This is a genomic window from Sphingobium sp. AntQ-1 (assembly GCF_028538045.1).
Lineage (GTDB): Bacteria > Pseudomonadota > Alphaproteobacteria > Sphingomonadales > Sphingomonadaceae > Sphingobium > Sphingobium cupriresistens.
Window position 1 is genome coordinate 18,571 of sequence record NZ_CP117159.1, and the last position, 18,824, is coordinate 37,394.

17 protein-coding genes are annotated in these 18,824 nt (G+C 64.9%); 7 read left to right on the forward strand and 10 right to left on the reverse strand.

What is annotated here, in order from left to right; all coding sequences use genetic code 11:
* Positions 1-56 precede the first annotated feature (56 nt).
* The 4 genes from sphantq_RS18895 to sphantq_RS18910 form a co-directional block, all read right to left on the reverse strand.
* On the reverse strand, positions 57-254 hold the full coding sequence (locus sphantq_RS18895) for a hypothetical protein (RefSeq protein WP_272800421.1): 198 nt from the start codon (positions 252-254) through the stop codon (positions 57-59).
* A 120-nt stretch (positions 255-374) separates the two neighbouring features.
* Positions 375-1,214, reverse strand: a complete 840-nt coding sequence (locus sphantq_RS18900; protein ID WP_066607985.1) for an amidohydrolase family protein — start codon at positions 1,212-1,214, stop codon at positions 375-377.
* 126 nt (positions 1,215-1,340) lie between these two features.
* Positions 1,341-2,126 (reverse strand): kinase, encoded by a 786-nt coding sequence (locus tag sphantq_RS18905; RefSeq protein WP_272800422.1) that lies wholly within the window; start codon positions 2,124-2,126, stop codon positions 1,341-1,343.
* On the reverse strand, positions 2,110-3,069 hold the full coding sequence (locus sphantq_RS18910) for a 2-hydroxyacid dehydrogenase (RefSeq protein ID WP_272800423.1): 960 nt from the start codon (positions 3,067-3,069) through the stop codon (positions 2,110-2,112). Before sphantq_RS18910 ends, sphantq_RS18905 begins: the two co-directional genes overlap by 17 nt.
* 371 nt (positions 3,070-3,440) lie before the next feature.
* Between sphantq_RS18910 and sphantq_RS18915 the strand changes: the two genes are divergently transcribed.
* The 4 genes from sphantq_RS18915 to sphantq_RS18930 are packed head-to-tail and all read left to right on the forward strand — an operon-like array spanning position 3,441 to position 6,402.
* Positions 3,441-4,304 (forward strand): methylenetetrahydrofolate reductase, encoded by an 864-nt coding sequence (locus tag sphantq_RS18915; RefSeq protein WP_272800424.1) that lies wholly within the window; start codon positions 3,441-3,443, stop codon positions 4,302-4,304.
* A gap of 27 nt (positions 4,305-4,331) precedes the next feature.
* Positions 4,332-5,189 carry a formyltetrahydrofolate deformylase gene (purU, locus tag sphantq_RS18920; protein ID WP_129925755.1) on the forward strand — a complete coding sequence of 286 codons (858 nt, stop codon included), beginning with the start codon at positions 4,332-4,334 and terminating at the stop codon, positions 5,187-5,189.
* Positions 5,190-5,219: 30 nt separating this feature from the next.
* Positions 5,220-6,050 (forward strand): bifunctional 5,10-methylenetetrahydrofolate dehydrogenase/5,10-methenyltetrahydrofolate cyclohydrolase, encoded by an 831-nt coding sequence (locus sphantq_RS18925; RefSeq protein ID WP_066608728.1) that lies wholly within the window; start codon positions 5,220-5,222, stop codon positions 6,048-6,050.
* 1 nt (position 6,051) lies between these two features.
* Complete coding sequence (locus sphantq_RS18930) at positions 6,052-6,402, forward strand: dihydroneopterin aldolase (RefSeq protein WP_272800425.1); 351 nt, start codon at positions 6,052-6,054, stop codon at positions 6,400-6,402.
* On the opposite strand, the gene sphantq_RS18935 is transcribed toward sphantq_RS18930, so the two are convergent.
* From sphantq_RS18935 to sphantq_RS18955, 5 genes are read right to left on the reverse strand one after another with little or no spacing between them, the layout of a single operon-like run.
* Positions 6,383-7,219, reverse strand: a complete 837-nt coding sequence (locus tag sphantq_RS18935) for an HpcH/HpaI aldolase/citrate lyase family protein (protein ID WP_272800426.1) — start codon at positions 7,217-7,219, stop codon at positions 6,383-6,385. The genes sphantq_RS18930 and sphantq_RS18935 overlap by 20 nt on opposite strands.
* On the reverse strand, positions 7,216-7,668 hold the full coding sequence (locus tag sphantq_RS18940) for a MaoC family dehydratase (protein ID WP_066607961.1): 453 nt from the start codon (positions 7,666-7,668) through the stop codon (positions 7,216-7,218). Before sphantq_RS18940 ends, sphantq_RS18935 begins: the two co-directional genes overlap by 4 nt.
* 1 nt (position 7,669) lies before the next feature.
* Positions 7,670-9,532, reverse strand: a complete 1,863-nt coding sequence (locus sphantq_RS18945; RefSeq protein WP_066607958.1) for an acetyl/propionyl/methylcrotonyl-CoA carboxylase subunit alpha — start codon at positions 9,530-9,532, stop codon at positions 7,670-7,672.
* 6 nt (positions 9,533-9,538) lie between these two features.
* Positions 9,539-11,140: a carboxyl transferase domain-containing protein gene (locus tag sphantq_RS18950; RefSeq protein WP_272800427.1), complete on the reverse strand. Its 1,602-nt coding sequence runs from the start codon at positions 11,138-11,140 to the stop codon at positions 9,539-9,541.
* A complete protein-coding gene (locus tag sphantq_RS18955; RefSeq protein WP_272800428.1) occupies positions 11,137-12,282 on the reverse strand; it encodes an isovaleryl-CoA dehydrogenase in 1,146 nt (381 codons plus the stop codon). Before sphantq_RS18955 ends, sphantq_RS18950 begins: the two co-directional genes overlap by 4 nt.
* Positions 12,283-12,370: 88 nt before the next feature.
* Here sphantq_RS18955 and sphantq_RS18960 point away from each other — a divergent pair, with 88 nt between their 5' ends.
* Together sphantq_RS18960 and sphantq_RS18965 are read left to right on the forward strand one after the other, a co-directional pair.
* Positions 12,371-13,231 (forward strand): LysR family transcriptional regulator, encoded by an 861-nt coding sequence (locus sphantq_RS18960; RefSeq protein ID WP_272800429.1) that lies wholly within the window; start codon positions 12,371-12,373, stop codon positions 13,229-13,231.
* Between the two features lie 145 nt (positions 13,232-13,376).
* On the forward strand, positions 13,377-14,312 hold the full coding sequence (locus sphantq_RS18965) for an ROK family protein (protein ID WP_272800430.1): 936 nt from the start codon (positions 13,377-13,379) through the stop codon (positions 14,310-14,312).
* A gap of 114 nt (positions 14,313-14,426) precedes the next feature.
* Here the strand turns inward: sphantq_RS18965 and sphantq_RS18970 are convergent, their stop codons facing one another.
* Positions 14,427-15,371, reverse strand: a complete 945-nt coding sequence (locus sphantq_RS18970) for a LysR substrate-binding domain-containing protein (RefSeq protein WP_272800431.1) — start codon at positions 15,369-15,371, stop codon at positions 14,427-14,429.
* A 248-nt stretch (positions 15,372-15,619) separates the two neighbouring features.
* On the opposite strand from sphantq_RS18970, the gene sphantq_RS18975 reads away from it, so the two are divergent.
* The gene (locus sphantq_RS18975; protein WP_272800432.1) at positions 15,620-18,817 is read left to right on the forward strand and encodes an efflux RND transporter permease subunit; all 3,198 of its coding nucleotides are present in this window, start codon (positions 15,620-15,622) and stop codon (positions 18,815-18,817) included.
* Positions 18,818-18,824 lie beyond the last annotated feature (7 nt).

Consider the following 18,824-nt stretch of genomic DNA (forward strand, 5'->3'; position numbering starts at 1 on the left):
GGCCGATATATATGCCGATCCCCTATGTGGCGATGTTGGAAAACCTATCGGGCCGGTCAGGCGCCCAGTCGGGTGACAGTGGCGCGGCGCGGCCGGGAGTCGAGGATGCCGATGCGGTCGTCGCCTTCGATCTGCGCGAGCATCGATGCGATGGCGCCGGGATCTACGACTGTATCGGGATTCGCCAGGCCGCTGCTGGCGGTCCCCGCCGCCGGGCGATCGCGCACAAGTTTGCGGACGTTCGACTGGGTCATGGCGTCAGGCTCCAATAAAGGTCGGCATAAGCGCACGCAGCGCCGTCCAGAATCGCGCAATAGCATTGTCGATCGCCACGGCCCCGAAACCCGGTTCGCCGAAATCCAGCCCCACATTCTTCATGCAAGGCCGTAAAAGGCGCGCGCAGCACCTTCGAACAGCCTTGTGTTTTGCATCGCGTCCAGATCGCCTACCAGCCGCGCCGTAAGATCGATCCAGTCCTGGTACGCATCGCCGCTATGCAGTAGCACCGGCCAGTCGCTGCCCCACATCGTCCGATCGCCGAAACAGGCGAGGATATGCGCGACAAAGGGGGCGAGTGCGTCCGCCGCCTGACCCGACGCCTGTTCGGTGCGCAGGCCCGACAGCTTGCACCAGATATTGGGATAGCGGGCGAGAACGGCCAGTTCGCCCCGCCAGGGGTCGAGTATATGGTCCGACGCGGGCGGCTTGGCGCCATGGTCGATCACGATCGACAGATCGGGCCAGCGCTCGGCGAAGCGGGCGAGAACGGGCAGGTGACGCGGTTGAACCAGCGCGTCGAAACGCAGGCCTTGCGCCAGCATCGCCTCGATCGCCGGGGCAAGATCGGCCCGCAATATCCAGTCGCTGTCTTTGATGCTCTGGAGCATGGGGCGTAGCCCGACGCATTTGGGCCAGGCGGCCAGTTGGGCGATCCGCGCCGGCGCGGTGTCCGCCTCCAGCGCGACCCAACCGACCACGCCCAGCACCAGCGGATCGTTCTCCGCCAGTTCGAACATCCAGTCGGTATCGCGATCGTCGGGCTGCGACTGGATCAATATGGTGCCCGCAAGATCGATGCCCACCGTCGCCGCACGCAGATCATCGGGCAGAAAATCGCGGTGGAGCAAGGGCAAATCGGCATCCGGCCAAACCTGCCCCGGACCGCCGATCCGCCAGAAATGCTGGTGCGAATCCACTATGCGCGGTCGCCTCACGCCTTGACCTCATACAGGCCGGTTCTCGTCATTCCCATCATATCCGAACCTTGTTTTTCCTATAGGCATAACAATTCACACAGCATGATCGGCCGCGTCGCGACAGTCGAGCGGGGACGGGTTTGATCATGATGCCGCCTTTGGCTGGCGGTTATGGTCTAGGAACAGGGTGAGATCAGCGCGGCCCGGCATCTCCGCCAATATATGCCGGGTCAGCCGCTCATAATGCTGCACGAAACGGTCGAGTTGCGCGGCGTCCATCGCGCCGATCGTCTTGCTGGCCCTTAATGCCTCTTCCTGCTGGTCGCGCCAGTCGCGCACCACGCCGAAGTCCGGCGCGGCGAGCAAGGCCAGCCTGTCGATGCGGGCGAAGAGTTCGGCATAGATGCCCCAAAGCTGGCGGTTGACATGACGCCGCCAGACCGCGTCGGAGTCTTCGTTTCGCTCCAGCGCATTGATCGGTGCGACGAGCGCCGATTTCGCCTGCGGCCGCGCGCCGACGCACCAGCCTTCGAAGATCAGCAGATCGACCGGCCCGGCCGCTTCATCCTGCGCGAACGGTTCGTCCCGCCCCTTGTCGAAACGGGGCAGCAGCAGCGTTTCACCGGCCCTAGCCTCATCCAATATTGCGATGCCGCGCACCGCATCATGGGTGCCGGGCGCCCCGCGGGTGCGCAGCAGCGGATGCACCGCCGCGGCCAATTGCGCCCGCGCCGCGCCGCTCAGATAAAGATCGTCGAGCGAGAGGATCGCGGTGCGCCACCCCTCTGCCTCCATCGCCGCCTGCAGGCCGGCGGCAAGCGTCGACTTGCCTGACCCCTGCGCGCCGCACAGGCCCAGTATCAGCGGCCCGTCGCTCGCCGCAATCCACGCCCGCGTCGCCGCCGCGATCCGGTCAAGCGACGGGGTCAAGCAGCGGCTCGCCGGCGAAGAAACGGTCGAGATTGTCGGCGACCTTCATCCCCATGGCGGTGCGCGCCTCGATCGTCGCGCTGCCCAGATGGGGCAACAACACGACATTGGGCAGCGCGATCAGGCTGGGATGCACCTGCGGTTCGCCTTCATACACATCCAGCCCCGCCGCCGCGATCCGCCGCGCCGCCAAGGCCTGCGCCAGCGCGGCTTCATCGACCAACGACCCGCGCCCGGTATTCACCAGCACGCCATGGGCCGGCATCCGCGCCAGCAGCGCGGCGTCGACCATATGCCGCGTTTCCACGCCGCCCGGCGCGTGAAGCGACAGAACGTCCGCCTGCTGCGCCAGCGCGCCCAGATCGGCGAAATAGGCGTTGATGGGCATATCCGCCGCCGGACGCCGGCTGTGATAGGCGACGCGCATCCCAAAGGCCTGCGCCCGCTTCGCCACCGCGCGGGCGATCCGGCCGAAACCGACCAGCGCCAACAGCTTTCCATCCAGCGACTGGCCAATCATATGGGTCGGCCGCCAGCCGCTCCAGTCGCCTGCGCGCAATTCCCGTTCGCCCTCGCCGGCCCGGCGCATCGCCATCAGCATCAGGGTCATGGCGATGTCGGCGGTCGCGTCCGTCAGCACGTCGGGCGTATTGGTGACGGCCAGCCCTGCTCCGCGCGCGGCGTCGAGGTCGATATGGTCGTAACCCGCACCATAATTGGCGACGATCCGCGCCCGTCGTCCCTGCGTCAGCAGCACGTCTCGCGTCACTCGGTCGGTGACGGTCGGGCATAGCGCATCATGATCACGCATCGCCTGAGCCAGCGCCGTCGCGTCCATCGGCCGATCGTCTTCATTGAAAGTCACATGATAAGATGCGGCCAGTCGCTGTTCGACCATGGCCGGCCAGCGGCGGGTGAGAAGGATGCGAGGGCGTGCGCTCATAACATGCCTCGCAGCGCAGGGTAGAGCATTGGCTCGCCTCGATCGGTCGCTATTACTTGATCCACAAAAGTCCCCAGTTCATCGTAATCAAACCGCACCTCGTCTCCTTCCACATGGGCGCGCCGCGCCGGCTCGCTCCTCCCCCGCGGCGGCGCAAAGGGCGTGCCGCAAGGAAGGATAACGATGACGCCATGGGGGCCAGGATGATGGACGTTCGCCGCCGGCGGGGCAAGCTCTGCGGGAGGACAACCGCGAAAACGTCATTAAGACAGATGTTCATGTAATTTCGTATTTATGAATATTTCATCTATGCGAATTTAAACCGATGCTTTAGAAAGAGTCGCGAGAGGCAAGGTTGAAGGGGATAGGATATGCCGGTCATTCATCCGAACTGGGAACGGCCACCCGTCAACATGGTCGATGGCTATTCGCTGGAAATGACGGCGAAGGACGTGGAATCGCTGCGCGAAGCAGCGCCGTCCATCGCGGCGGAAACGCCCGTTGCAGTCACTTTCCTGCCGGGCGAGGATTTCGCCGCCCGGATCGCCGCGACGAAGCTGGTCCGCAGTCTGGGCTTTGAACCCATGCCGCATTTTTCGGCGCGACGGATCACATCGACCGGCGAGTTCGAGAATTATCTGGCGGCGGCCGTGGCCGAAGCGGATGTGCGGCGCTGTTTCGTGATCGCGGGCGACCCGTCGCAACCCGAAGGCCCCTATGCCGACAGCAGCGCCTTGATCGGCAGCGGCGCGTTCGAACGGGCGGGCATCCGCGCCATCGGCATCGGCGGCCATCCTGAAGGCCATCCCAACATGACGCCGGACCAATGCTGGTCGGTCCTGCTCGACAAATGCACCGAGATCGAGCAGCGCGGCATGGCGCCGCTGATCGTGACGCAATTTGTCTTCGATGCCGACGCGGTTCTGGTCTGGCTGACGGAGTTGCGCGCGCGTGGGATCGAAGCGCCGGTGCGTATCGGCGTGCCGGGGCCGGCGGGCATCAAGACGCTGATGCGCTTCGCCGCGCGCTGCGGCGTCGGCGCGTCCGCTTCCGTGCTCGCAAAATATGGTATTTCCATTACGAAGCTGCTCGGCACCGCTGGTCCCGACAAATTGGTCGAGACGTTCGAACGGTCGCTGGGCGAGGAGCATGGGCGCATAAGACTGCATTTTTACCCCTTTGGCGGCCTGGAAAAGACGGTCGCCTGGATCAACGACTATGCCCGCGCGCATTGACGCAGACGGACAAGTGGGAGGATTGACGTGACGACTATCTATACGCTGCGATTGCAATGCGACGACAAGCCCGGCCTGGTGGCGAAGGTCGCTGGCTATCTGGCCGCCCATGGCTGCAATATCGTGGACGCGCAGCAGTTTGACGACGCGATGAACAACACTTTCTTCATGCGGGTCGCGTTCAAGCCCGGCGCGGGTGAGACGCTCGACGCGCTGCGCGAGGGTTTCACCCCGATCGCCGCCGAAGCTGGCATGGACTGGTCGATGGCGGACCAGGCCACGCCCAAGAAAGTCGTGCTGATGGTGTCGAAATGGGACCATTGTCTGGGCGACCTGCTCTATCGCCAGCGGATCGGCGAACTGCCGATGGACGTGGTGGGGATCATCTCCAACCATCCGCGCGAAGTGCTGCACACCTCGCTGATCGGCGACATGCCCTTTTTCCACTTCCCGGTGACCAAGGACACCAAATCCGCCCAGGAAGCGCAGATCAAGCAGGTCGTGACCGACACCGGCGCGGACCTGGTGGTGCTGGCCCGCTATATGCAGATACTGAGCGACGATTTGGCCTGTTTCCTGTCGGGGCGTTGCATCAACATCCATCACAGTTTCCTGCCCGGCTTCAAGGGGGCCAAGCCCTATCACCAGGCCTATGAGCGCGGCGTCAAGATGATCGGCGCGACCGCCCATTATGTGACCGCCGATCTCGACGAAGGCCCGATCATTCATCAGGATGTCGAGATGATCGGCCATGCCGACGTGCCCGACGAACTGGTGCGCCGCGGCCGCGACATCGAACGGCGGGTGCTGGCCGAAGCGGTGCGGCTGCATTTGCAGGACCGGGTGTTCATGAACAAGGCGCGCACCGTCGTCTTCCGGGGCTGATCCGTGCGCGACATCATCGACGGGCGGGCGATGGCGCGCGTGCTATCGGAACGGACATCCCAAGAGGTCGCGCAGTTGAAGGCGGACGGGATCGACCCGACGCTAGCGGTCGTGCTGGTCGGCGGCGATCCGGCCAGCGACATCTATGTCCGGCGCAAGATCAGCGAATGCCGCAAGGTCGGCATGGGATCGATCGAGCAGCGCATGGCCGCCGATTGCGGCGAACAGGCGCTGCTTGACATGATCGACGCGCTGAACGGCGATCCGGCGGTACATGGCATATTGGTGCAGTTGCCGTTGCCTTCGGGCATCGATGCCGGGCGGGTGCTGGATCGCATCGCACCGGCGAAGGATGTCGATGGCTTCCACCCCGTTAATGTCGGTCGGCTGTCGACCGGGTCGCAGGGTCTGGTGCCCTGCACGCCGCTCGGCATCATGATGCTGCTCGACAGCGTGATCGACGATTATCGCGGATTGAACGTGGTGGTGATCGGCAAGTCCAACATCGTCGGCAAGCCGGTGGCGATGCTGTTGCTGGAGCGGGAGGCGACGGTGACGGTCACGCATATCGAAACGCGCAACCTGCCCGATATCGCGCGCGCCGCCGATGTGATCGTGGCGGCGGCGGGCGCGCCGCATCTGGTGCGCGGATATTGGGTCAAGCCCGGCGCTGTCGTCATCGACGTCGGCATTACGCGGGTGGTGGACCATGATGGCGCCAGCCGGATCGTGGGCGATTGCGCCACCCATGAACTGGACCATGCCAGGGCGGTGACGCCGGTGCCGGGCGGGGTCGGGCCGATGACCATCGCCTGCCTGTTGAGCAATACGGTGCTGGCCGCACAGAGGAGCATAGCCTGATATGACATCCGTCGCCACCAAGGTCCGGGTCAAGGACCTGCCGCTGCTGGCGGACATCGGCATCAATCCCGACGAGATCGGCCGTCGCCAGCCACTGGTCATCACCGTCCAGTTGCTGCTGTCGGGCGGCGCAGTCGAGGGGATAAACGAGACGATCGATTATCGGCGGATCGTGCGCGCGGCCGAGGCGCTGTCAGAAGTGCATATCCCGCTGATCGAGACATTCGCCCACCGACTGGGTGAGGAATGCCTGGGCTGGCCGGGCGTGGTGGAGGCCTGCGTCAATGTCGACAAGCCCTTCGCCCTGACGCGGGGTTTGGCGGGGGTCGAGGTTATCGTCCGCCGCGACTGATTATTTGCTGCGCCTGTTTGAGGTGCGGCCGGTCGATCATCTTTCCCCCCAATTGCAACGCGCCCGCGCCGGGATTGGCGGCGAAGGCGGCGACGATTGCGCGCGCATGGGCCAGTTCGTCGGCTGTCGGGGTGAAGCCCGTGTTGATCGTCGCGACCTGGGCCGGGTGGATCGCCATCATGCCGGTGAAGCCGTCGCGTCGTGCGCGGGCGACATAATCGGCCAGGGCATCGGGCGCATCGATGCGCGGGAAGACGGTTTCGATCGCGGGCACATGGGCGGCATGGGCGGCAAACAGGGTGAGCGCGCGGACCATTTCATAAGGCGGCGTGTAGCGGCCGTCAGCTTCGCGCGAGGTCGCTGCCCCGATCGCGGCGGGCAGGTCTTCGGCGCCCCATGTCAGGCCGGCGAGATGCGTGGTCGTCGCGGCGTAGCTGCCCAGTTGGAAGATCGCGGCGGGGGTTTCGGTGGCGATAGGGAGGATCGGCGGTGCGTTGTCGCCGATCAGCGCCAGCAGCGCCGCGACGCTGGCTGCGCCCTCCGCCTTGGGCAGGACGAGGGCTTCGGGGCGGCTGGGCAGGACTGCGGCGAGATCGGCGAGGGTCTGGTCACCATCGAGCGGATTGACGCGGACGAAGCCGGGGATCGTCCGGTCTTCCGCCAGCCATGCGGCGACGGCGGCGCGGGCCGCGGTCTTGCGTTCCGGTGCGACCGAATCCTCCAGGTCGAGGATCAGCGCGTCGGCGCCGCTGGCGGCGGCCTTGGCGAAGCGATCGGGGCGGTCCCCCGGCACGAAAAGCAGCGAGCGCAGCGTCATGCGTCGGATCGTTTGAGCAGGGCCATGCGCAGGCATTGGCAGACGATTTCGTCGCGCTGGTTGCGCAGGCGGTGGGTGAAGGTGACGATGCCTGCGCCGGGGCGGGAACGGCTGGGCTTGAGGTCGGTCACTTCCGTTTCGCAGCGCATCGTGTCGCCGATGAAGACCGGATGGGGCATGACGAGCTTGTCATAGCCCAGATTAGCGACCAGCGTGCCGAGCGTCGTATCCCCCACCGACAGGCCGACCATCAGCGCGAAGGTGAAGGTGCCGTTGACGAGAATCTGGCCGAATTCGCTGGCTTTGGCGGCTTCGGCGTCGAGATGCAGGGGCTGCGGGTTATGGGTCATCGTCGTGAAGAGGAGATTGTCCGTCTCCGTCACGGTGCGGCGGATGTCGTGGACGATCCTATCGCCGATGCGCCACTGGTCGAAATATCTGCCTGCCACCCTATTGTTCCTTGTCGATTTTCGCGAGCAGCGCGCCTTCGCTGACCTGCCCGCCTTCGGCCGCGTTGAGTTCCGCGACGACGCCGTCGAATGGAGCGACGAGGCTGTGTTCCATCTTCATGGCTTCCAATGTCAGCAGCTTCTGCCCCTTGGTCACGCTGTCGCCCGCCGCCACCGCGACCGCAATGATGCGGCCAGGCATGGGGGAGAGGATCGCGCCGTCGGAAGCCGCGGCGGCGGCGTTGCCCGATACGCGCATCGGCTCGACGCGCCATGTTTGGCCCGCATCAGTCGTGAAAGAGATAGTGGGCGGCTCCATCGGACCAGCGAGCGGGAGCTGATCCGCATAATCGAGGATAGGCATATGGGTCGACAATGATTGTCCATTCACCGTCAATACGACCTGCTGCCGCCGCGCTGCGTTCAGCCGGAATCCGGCCAGGGACTGACGCCCATAATGTTGCGCGGCGTTGGACAAGGCATCGTCGGACGGCATGGCGGGCGGGATCAGGCTGTCGCCTGCCCGCTCGATGACGCCGGTGTCCATCGTTCCAGCGATGAAGTCCGGATGATCCAGCGCATTGATGAGAAAAGCGGCATTCGTGCGAAGCGGCCATATGACGCTGCGGCCCAGCGCATAGGCCAGCGTTTCCCGTGCCTCTTCACGATCCCGTCCATGCGCAATCATCTTGGCGATCATCGGATCATAATAGGGCGAAATATGCGCGCCCTGATAGACGCCTTTGTCGATACGCACATTGGCGTCGAGTTCAAATTGCTCCAATGTCCCGGTGGAGGGCAGGAAGCCCTTGGCCGGGTCCTCGGCATAGAGGCGCGCTTCTATGGCGTGGCCGTTGATGGAGAGTTCATGCTGCTTCTTCGGCAGCGGTTCGCCCGATGCGACGCGGAGTTGCCATTCGACCAGATCCTGGCCGGTAATTTCCTCCGTCACCGGATGTTCGACCTGAAGCCTCGTGTTCATTTCCATAAACCACACGCGGTCGGGCTTGATATAGCCCGCCGATCCGTCGGCGATGAACTCGATCGTGCCGGCGCCGACATAGTCGACCGCCTTGGCCGCGCGCACGGCGGCATCGCAGATGGCGGCGCGGGTGAAGTCGGTCATGCCCGGCGCGGGGGCTTCCTCGATCACCTTCTGGTGGCGGCGCTGGAGCGAGCAGTCGCGTTCGAACAGATGCACGACATTGCCGTGGCTGTCGCCGAAGACCTGCACTTCGATATGGCGCGGGTTGGTGATCCATTTTTCGAGGAGGACGGAGTCGTTGCCGAAGCTGGACGCGGCCTCCCTCCGGCAGGAGGCGAGCGCGTCGGCGAAGTCGGCGGGGTTGTCGACCTTGCGCATCCCCTTGCCGCCGCCGCCGGCGACCGCTTTGATGAGGACGGGATAGCCGATGGCGTCGGCTTCGGCGGTGAGGCGTTCGAGGCTCTGGTCGTCGCCCAGATAGCCCGGCGTAGTCGGGACGCCGGCATCCTGCATCAGCTTCTTGGCGGCGTCTTTCAGGCCCATGGCGGTGATGCTGGACGGGTTGGGGCCGACCCAGATGAGGCCCGCGTCGATCACCGACTGGGCGAAGGCGGCGTTTTCGGACAGGAAGCCATAGCCCGGATGGATCGCCTGCGCGCCGGTGGCTTTGGCGGCGGCGATGATCTTTTCACCGACCAGATAGGAGTCGCGCGCCGGGGATGGGCCGATATGGACGGCTTCGTCGGCGTCGCGGAGGTGGAGTGCGTTGGCGTCGGCGTCCGAATAGACCGCGACCGTGCGGATGCCCATCGCCCGTGCGGTGCGGATGATGCGGCAGGCGATTTCGCCGCGATTGGCGATGAGGAGGGACTGGATCATTCCGCATTACATCCTGAAAATGCCGAACTGCGCGCGGTCGGGGACTGGCGCGTTCAGCGTGGCGGCGAAGGCGAGGCCGAGGACGTCGCGGGTCTGGGCGGGGTCGATGACGCCGTCGTCCCATAGCCGCGCGGTGGCATAATAGGGGTTGCCTTCATCCTCGAAACGCTGGCGGATCGGGGCTTTGAAGGCTTCTGCCTGCTCTGCGTTCCATTGACCCGCGTCGCGGTGGACGGTGGCGAGGACGCTGGCGGCCTGTTCGCCGCCCATCACGGAAATCCGCGCATTGGGCCAGGTGAAGAGGAAGCGCGGGCCATAGGCGCGGCCGCACATGCCGTAATTGCCTGCGCCGAAGCTGCCGCCGATCAGCACCGTGATCTTGGGCACCTGCGCGGTGGCGACGGCGGTGACGAGTTTCGCGCCGTTCTTGGCGATCCCCTCCGCCTCATATTTGCCGCCGACCATGAAGCCGGAGATATTCTGAAGGAACAGCAAGGGAATACGGCGCTGGCAGGCGAGTTCGATGAAATGCGCGCCTTTCAGGGCGCTTTCGCTGAACAGGACGCCGTTATTCGCCAGGATCGCGACCGGCATCCCCCAGATATGGGCGAAGCCGCAGACGAGCGTCGTGCCGTAGAGCGCCTTGAACTCGTGGAACTCGCTGCCGTCGACGAGGCGCGCGATGATTTCGCGCACGTCATAAGGCGCGCGGACGTCGTTGGGGATGATGCCGTAAAGGTCGGCGGCGTCATATTTCGGCGGGCGGGGGTCGCGCAGGTTGAGGTCGGGCTGGCGATCGGGCTGGAGCGTCGAGACGATGTCGCGGACGATGGTCAGCGCATGATCGTCGCTTTGCGCGACATGATCGACCACGCCGGACCTGCGGCCGTGCAGGTCGCCGCCGCCCAGATCTTCGGCGCTGATGACTTCGCCCGTCGCGGCCTGCACCAGCGGCGGGCCGGCGAGGAAGATGGTGCCCTGGTTGCGGACGATCACGGTTTCGTCGGACATGGCGGGGACATAGGCGCCGCCTGCGGTGCAGCTACCCATGACGCAGGCGATCTGGGGGATGCCCCGCGCGGACAGGTTCGCCTGATTGTAAAAGATGCGGCCGAAATGATCGCGATCGGGGAAGACCTCCGCCTGGTTGGGCAGGTTCGCGCCGCCGCTGTCGACCAGATAGATGCAGGGGAGGTTGTTTTCGAGCGCGATTTCCTGCGCGCGCAGATGCTTCTTGACGGTGAGGGGGTAGTAGGTGCCGCCCTTCACCGTGGCGTCGTTGCAGCCGATCATCACCTGACGGCCCGACACCCGGCCGATGCCGGCGATGAGGCCCGCGCCGGGGACTTCGTCGCCATAAAGACCATTGGCGGCGAGCTGGCCGATTTCGAGGAAGGGCGAGCCGGGATCGAGCAGACGTTCGACGCGATCGCGGGGGAGGAGTTTACCGCGCGCGACATGTTTGTCGCGGGCGGTGGCGGAGCCGCCCTGGGCGACGGCGGCGACCTTGGCGCGCAGCTCTTCGGCGAGCGCGCGGTTGTGCGCGGCGTTGGCGCGGAAGGCCTCGCTATCGGCGGCGAGCCTCGTGTCGAGGACGGGGGCGGTCATGCGCCGATCAACTCGCGACCGATGAGCATCCGGCGGATTTCGTTGGTGCCCGCGCCGATGTCGAGCAGCTTGGCGTCGCGCATATAGCGTTCGACCGGCCAGTCCTTGGTATAGCCCGCGCCGCCCAGCGCCTGCACGGCTTCCAGCGCCACCTTCATCGCATTTTCGGACGCCAGCAGGATCGCGCCGGCGGCGTCGAAGCGGGTCGTCTTGCCGGAATCGCAGGCGCGGGCGACGGCATAGACATAGGCGCGGGCCGAGTTGAGCGCGACATACATGTCGGCGACCTTGGCCTGCATGAGTTGGAAGGCGCCGATCGGTTTGCCGAACTGCTTGCGCTCGCGGATATAGGGCAGGACGGTGTCGAGGCAGGCCTGCATGATGCCGAGCTGGATGCCCGCCAGCACGGTGCGTTCATAGTCGAGGCCCGACATCAATATGCCGACGCCGCCGTTGAGCGGCCCCATGATATTCTCCTCCGGCACCTCGCAATCGTCGAACACCAGTTCGGCGGTGGGGGAGCCGCGCATCCCCATCTTGTCGATCTTCTGGCCGATGGAGAAGCCCTTCATGTCCTTTTCGATCAGGAAGGTGGTGATGCCTTTCGAGCCTTCACCAGTCTTGGCGTAGACGACGAGCGTGTCGGCGTAAGTCGCGTTGGTAATCCAGAACTTCGTGCCGTTTAGGATGTAGCGGTCGCCCTTCTTTTCCGCCTTCAGCTTCATCGAGACGACGTCGGAGCCGGCGCCCGCCTCCGACATGGCGAGCGAGCCGACATGATCGCCGGAGATGAGCTTGGGGAGATATTTCGCCTTTTGTTCGGCATTGCCCCAGCGGCGGATCTGGTTGACGCAGAGATTGGAGTGGGCACCATAGCTGAGACCTATGGAGGCGGAGGCGCGGGCGACCTCTTCCTGCGCGACGACATGCTCCAGATAACCCAGGCCCAGGCCGCCATCTTCTTCCGACACGGTGATGCCGTGCAGGCCGAGTTCGCCCATAGCCGGCCATAATTCGCGCGGAAACCAGTCCTTCGCGTCGATTTCGGCGGCGAGCGGGGCGATGCGGTCGGCCGAGAAGCGGGCGGCGCTGTCGCGGATCATGTCGGCATTGTCGCCCAGCGCAAAATCGAAATCGGTCATCGGCGTCTCTCTCCTGTTGGTTCGATCATAGCGCGGGCCGGTGCGGCTGGAAAATTGACAGTTGCATATCAGTGTATAGATGGAAGCTATGATCGAACGCTATCTTCTCCGCTATTTCCTGGCGGTGGTGGACCAGGGCAATTTCTCCCGCGCGGCGATCCATTGCAACGTGTCGCAGCCCACGCTGTCGGCCGGGATCGCCAAGCTGGAGAACGCGCTGCAGCGACAACTGTTCAGCCGGACGAACCAGCGGGTGCAATTGACCGAGTCCGGCACCCGCTTCCTGACCCACGCCCGGCGGATCGAACGGGAGTTCAATGTCGCGCTGGGGGCGATGGCCGATACCGCGCAGGCGCGGCCGGTGCGGGTCGGCGTGCTGAGCAGCATATCTGGCGCCCTGGTGGCGCGGGCGGCGCGCGCCTATCGGGCGGGCGGCGGCGGGCCGGTGGAGATCGCCTTTGCCAGCGAGCGGGAATTGTCGGCAATGCTGGCGCGCGATCGACTGGACGCGGCGCTCACCATCCTGCGACCGGGCGCGCAGGCGCTGGCGCAGCTTGTGGTGGGAGAGGAAGGCTATGCGATGGTCATGGCGACCGACCATCCCCTGGCCGGCCGGGCGCAGGTCGATGCCGAAGATCTGCGCGACGAGACGATGATCGTGCGGCGGCATTGCGAATTGCTGTCGCAGACCAGCCGCCATTTTCTGGAGCGCGGGGTGCGGCCGCATTTTTCGCTGCGCACGACCAATGACGAGCGGGCGTTGCAGATGGTGGGCGCGGGCATGGGGGTGACGGTGATGCCCGACTCCTATCGCAGCGCCGATGTGGCGCATGTGCCGCTGGCAGGGTTCGACCATCGGCGGACACTGGGCTTCGTCCTGGCGGACGAGGGCGTGGCGGACCATGGGCTGCTGCGCGCTCTGGCGGCGGCGTTCGGGGAACGGGGGTGAAGGGCTTTGCCGATCGGCAGTTTGATGAGTCATCTTCGAGCGGGAACTGGAAGGACCAGACGCGCTTGCCTATGAGGGGCGGGATTTTTCTTTTCGGGGCGTGGCGCATCATGTTTTCCTTTCCCACCCTCCAAAGCGTCACCGCATGAGCGCCGCGCCCGATCTGGCCGGTGTCGAAATGGGCGGGACCAAGATGTTCGTGCTGCGAGCGCGGGGGCGGGAGATTGTCGAGCGGGTGATGATCCCCACCACGACGCCCGCCGAGACGCTGGGCGCCGGCGCGGCGTTGCTGCGGCGTTGGCATGAGGCGGCGCCTTTCGAGGCGCTGGGCATCGCGTCGTTCGGGCCGCTGCGGCTGGACCGGGCGGCGGCGGATTTCGGGCATATGCTGCCGACGCCCAAACCGGGCTGGACGGGCGCGGATATTTATGGGGCGCTGGCGGGGGTGCTGCCCTGCCCCGCGACGATCGATACCGACGTGAACGGCGCGGCGCTGGCCGAAATGCGCTGGGGGGCTGGAGCGGAAGGCGAGGAAGCGGAAGGCGGGGGGCCATCCGATTGCCTGTGCTATATCACCATCGGCACCGGGCTGGGCGCGGGTTTCGCGTTGCATGGCAAGCCGTTGCATGGCGCGATGCACCCGGAACTGGGGCATATCTTGACCCGCCGGGCGCCGGGCGATGCTTTTGCGGGCGTCTGCCCCTTTCATGGCGACTGTATTGAGGGGCTGGTGTCCGGGCCGGCGCTGGCGGAGCGGTTCGGCGTGCCAGGCGATCTGATCGCCGCCGACGATCCGCGCTGGGACAATGTCGCCCATGATATGGCGCAGATGGTCGGCACGATATTATTGACCATGGCGGCGCGGCAGGTGCTGATCGGCGGGGGCGTGGGCGTGGGTCGGGCCGACTTGCTGGACCGGGTGCGGGCCAAGGTGGTGGCGCAATTGGCGGGTTATTTGCCCTTCGTCACGGAGGACACGATCGGCGCGATCGTGCGACCGCCGGCGCTGGGCGATCAGGCCGGGCCGCTGGGCGCGGTGGCGCTGGCGATGGATGCTTTGGCGGATGCCAGTTGGCGCTGATGCGACAGCGAGTGCGACAGCTGTAGCGCGATTTCACATCGGATTTTCGGTATAAGCCATTGAATATAAATAATATATTTTCGAACGCTCAAAGCGCGTCGATCGGGAAATCTCCTATTTCTCTTTATTTTCAATATCTTGCATGATGTCATCATTGTCCCCATTTTGTCCATTTGCTGCGCGAAGAATGGCGTCGTGAAAGGCGCGGGCGGTGGGTGGCGGGTCGTCGCGATGGATCATCCACAGGCGCGTGCGGACAGGGGGAAAGAGCGGGCGCAGGATCACCTTGTCGACATGCAGGCGCGAAAGCGAGCGGGATAAGATGGTCGCGCCGAAACCGGCGGCGATCAGTCCGAGCAGGGTGGCGAAACTGCCGACTTCCAGGGCGATGCTGGGCTTGAACCCCGCCTGGTCGCACAGCGCGAAGAAATGATCGTTGAAATCGGCGCTGCTGGTGTTGGCGTAGAGAACGAAGGGGACGCCGGCGAGGTCGGCGATGGACGGATCGGCGTCGCGCCGGGCCAGCGCATGATCCTGCCGCAGCGCGAGCAGCATATCCTCCTCCAGCAAGCAGGTGGCGCTGAGGCCGGCCGGCAGGGAGGGCGGCGCGACGCCGCGGATAATGCCGATGTCGAGATCCCCGCGTTCGATCAGCGCGACCTGATGGTCCCGCCCCTGTTCCTGCACGCGCAGATCGACCTGCGGGAAACGCCGCCGGAAATCATAGAGCGCATCGGCGATCTGCGGCACGAAGGGCGCCGAGGCGGTGAAGCCCAGAGCGAGCCGGCCCAGATGGCCGCTTTGGGCGCGCCGGGCGACCTGCGCGGCATGATCCGCCTGCACCAGCGTCTTGCGCGCTTCGGGCATGAAAAGTTGGCCCGCTTCGGTCAGGGCGACGCGGCGGCTGGTGCGGTCGAACAGGCGGACGCCCAGTTCCTGCTCCAGCGCGCGGATTTGCTGGCTGAGCGGCGGTTGCGACATGCGCAAGCGCTGGGCGGCGCGGCCAAAATGCATCTCTTCGGCGACGCAGAGAAAATAGCGTAAATGTCTCAGGTCCATTGGATCAAGTCTTTGTAGATATCAATCAAGCCTGTTTAGATATTGGACAGGAAAGAAACAACTGCGCATAGGCCGGACCAAGGGTAGCGTTTCGAAACTAAATCCGGCCGCTCCGCAGAACAGGACAGGGACGGCATGGCGGTTTGGCCGCCGGTTCCCGTTGTGCCTTGCAGGCGATTTCGGGCGGAGAGGCGCGGCATCAAGCATCCGGCGACAGGCGTCGGCGCGATGAAGGCGGGAGTTCTGGTTTGATCGGTATCGTCAAGGTTGCGCTGCATCGACCGCTGACCTTCATCGTCATGGCGATATTGATCGCGATCGTCGGGATCATGGCGGCGATCCGCACCCCGGTCGACATCTTCCCCAATATCCGCATTCCGGTGATCGCGGTGGCCTGGCAATATTCCGGCTTGCCGCCCGAAGATATGAGCAACCGGATCATCGGTCCTTATGAGCGGGTGTTGACCACGACCGTCAACGATATCGAGCATATCGAGAGCCAGTCGATGCAGGGCATCGGCATCGTAAAAATCTATTTCCAGCCCGGCGCCGACATTCGCACCGCCACAGCGCAGGTGACGTCGGTGTCGCAGACGGTGTTGCGCCAGATGCCGCCGGGGATCACGCCGCCGCTGATCCTGAACTATAGCGCATCGACCGTGCCGATCCTGCAACTGGCGCTGTCGGGCAAGGGATTGTCCGAACAGCAATTGTTCGACCTGGGCCAGAACCAGATCCGTCCGCCCCTGGTCACCATTCCCGGCCTTGCCATGCCCTATCCGTCGGGCGGCAAGCAGCGGCAGATCCAGATCGACCTCAATCCCGTGGCGCTCCAGTCCAAGGGGTTGACCGCGCAGGATGTCGGCGCCGCGATCGCCGCGCAGAACCAGATCAACCCGGCTGGTTTCGTCAAGATCGGCGCGACCCAATATAGCGTGCGGCTGAACAATGCGCCCGGCACGATCGAGGCGCTGAACGACCTGCCGGTCAAGGTGGTGAACGGCGCGACCATCTATATGCGCGACATCGCCTATGTCCGCGACGGCAACGGGCCGCAAACCAATGTGGTGCATGTCGAAGGGCGGCGGTCGGTGCTGCTGACCGCGCTGAAGAATGGCGCGACGTCGACTTTGGCGATCGTAGACGGGGTGAAGGAAGCGCTGCCCAAGATCAGCGCGACGCTGCCCGAAAGCCTGAAGATATTGATGATCGGCGACCAGTCGATCTTCGTCAAGGCGGCGGTCGAGGGCGTGATCCATGAAGGCGCGCTGGCCGCGGCGCTGACGTCGCTGATGATCCTGCTGTTCCTGGGATCGTGGCGATCGACGGTCATTATCGCTTTGTCTATTCCGCTCGCCATCCTGGCGGCGGTCGCGGCGCTGGCGATGTTCGGCCAGACGCTGAACGTCATGACGCTGGGCGGGCTGGCGCTGGCGGTCGGCATATTGGTGGACGACGCCACGGTGACGATCGAGAATATCAACTGGCATCTGGAACAGGGCAAGGGGGTCGTGGAGTCCATATTGGACGGCGCGGCGCAGATCGTGACGCCGGCTTTCGTATCCCTGCTGTGCATCTGTATCGTGTTCGTGCCGATGTTCTTCCTGCCCGGCGTCGCGGGTTTCCTGTTCGTGCCGATGGCGCTGGCGGTGGTGTTCGCGATGATCGCGTCCTTCATCCTGTCGCGGACATTGGTGCCGACAATGGCGATGTATCTGCTCAAACCCCATGTCGACCATGGCGACGCCCATATGGCGGGCGATGCGACATCGCGGAACATCTTCGTGCGGTTCCAGCGCGCGTTCGAGAGGCGGTTCGAGGCGATCCGCCATAGCTATATGGGTTTGCTGCGCCGGGCGCTGAATGCGCGCAAGCCCTTCCTGCTGGGGTTCATGGGGCTGGTCCTCCTGTCCTTCGGGTTGCTTCCCATGCTGGGCAGCAATTTCTTCCCGGCGGTGGATTCGGGCCAGATCGCCATGCATGTCCGCGTGCCGGTGGGCAGCCGGATCGAGGATACGGCCGCGCGGTTCGAGCGGATCGCCGCCGCGGTGAAGGAGATGGTGCCCGCGCGCGAACTGGACGCCATCACCGACAATATCGGCCTGCCGGTCAGCTCCATCAACACCGTCTATAATAATAGCGGCACGATCGGCCCGCAGGATGGCGACATGATGATCGCGCTCAAGCACGGCCATCGCCCGACCGACGCGATCGTCGGCCTGCTGCGCGAGCAATTGCCGCGCCGTTTCCCCGGCACCAGCTTTTCCTTCCTGCCCGCCGACATCACCAGCCAGATCCTGAATTTCGGCGCGCCTGCGCCGATCGATATCCAGATCGCGGGCAAGAATGCGGCGGCCAACCGCGCCTATGCGCGGAAGCTGTTGGCCAAGATCGCGACCATCCCCGGCCTGGCCGATGCGCGCATCCAGCAGCCGGGCCGGTCGCCGCAGTTGAACGTCGATGTGGACCGGTCGCGCGCGAGCCAATATGGGCTGACCGAGCGGGACGTGACGACCAGCCTGGCCAGTTCGCTGGCAGGCACGGCGCAGACCGCGCCCGTCTTCTTCGTCGATCCCAAAAGCGGGGTGTCCTATCCCGTCGTCGCGCAGACGCCCGAATATCTGGTGGGATCGATCAGCGACCTGTCCAATGTGCCCGTGTCGGCCGCCGCGGGGAGCAATGGCGCGGTGCAGCCTCTGGGTGGCCTCGCCACGATCGCGCGGTCGAGCACCGTGCCGGTGGTGTCGCACTATAATATCGCGCCGGTGCTGGACATTTATGCGACGGTGCAGGGTCGCGACCTGGGCGCGGTGGCGGGCGACATCAACGCCGCGATCAAGTCGCTGGAGAACGAAGTGCCCAAGGGCGCGACCGTCACCATGCGCGGCCAATATGCGACGATGAACACCGCCTTTTCGGGGCTGGGTTGGGGCCTGGCGAGGGCGATCGTGCTGATCTACCTGCTGATCGTCGTCAATTTCCAGAGCTGGGTCGATCCCTTCGTCATCATCACCGCCCTGCCCGCCGCATTGGCCGGAATCGTGTGGATGCTATTCGTGACCGGCACCACCCTGTCGGTCCCGGCGCTGACCGGCGCGATCATGTGCATGGGTGTCGCCACCGCCAATTCGATCCTGGTCGTGAGTTTCGCGCGGGAGAAGCTGGCCGAACTGGGCGACGCGACCAAGGCGGCGATGGAGGCGGGGCTGGTGCGATTCCGCCCGGTGTTGATGACCGCGCTGGCCATGATCATCGGCATGGGGCCGATGGCGCTGGGCCTGGGCGAAGGCGGCGAGCAGAATGCACCGCTGGGCCGCGCCGTGATCGGCGGGCTGGTCTGCGCCACCATCGCCACCCTCTTCTTCGTGCCCGTCATCTTCGCCTTCGTCCACCGCCGCCACAAGGCCACCGATCCCCAGATGGAATATCAGCCCAGCCATGCATGACAGTCAG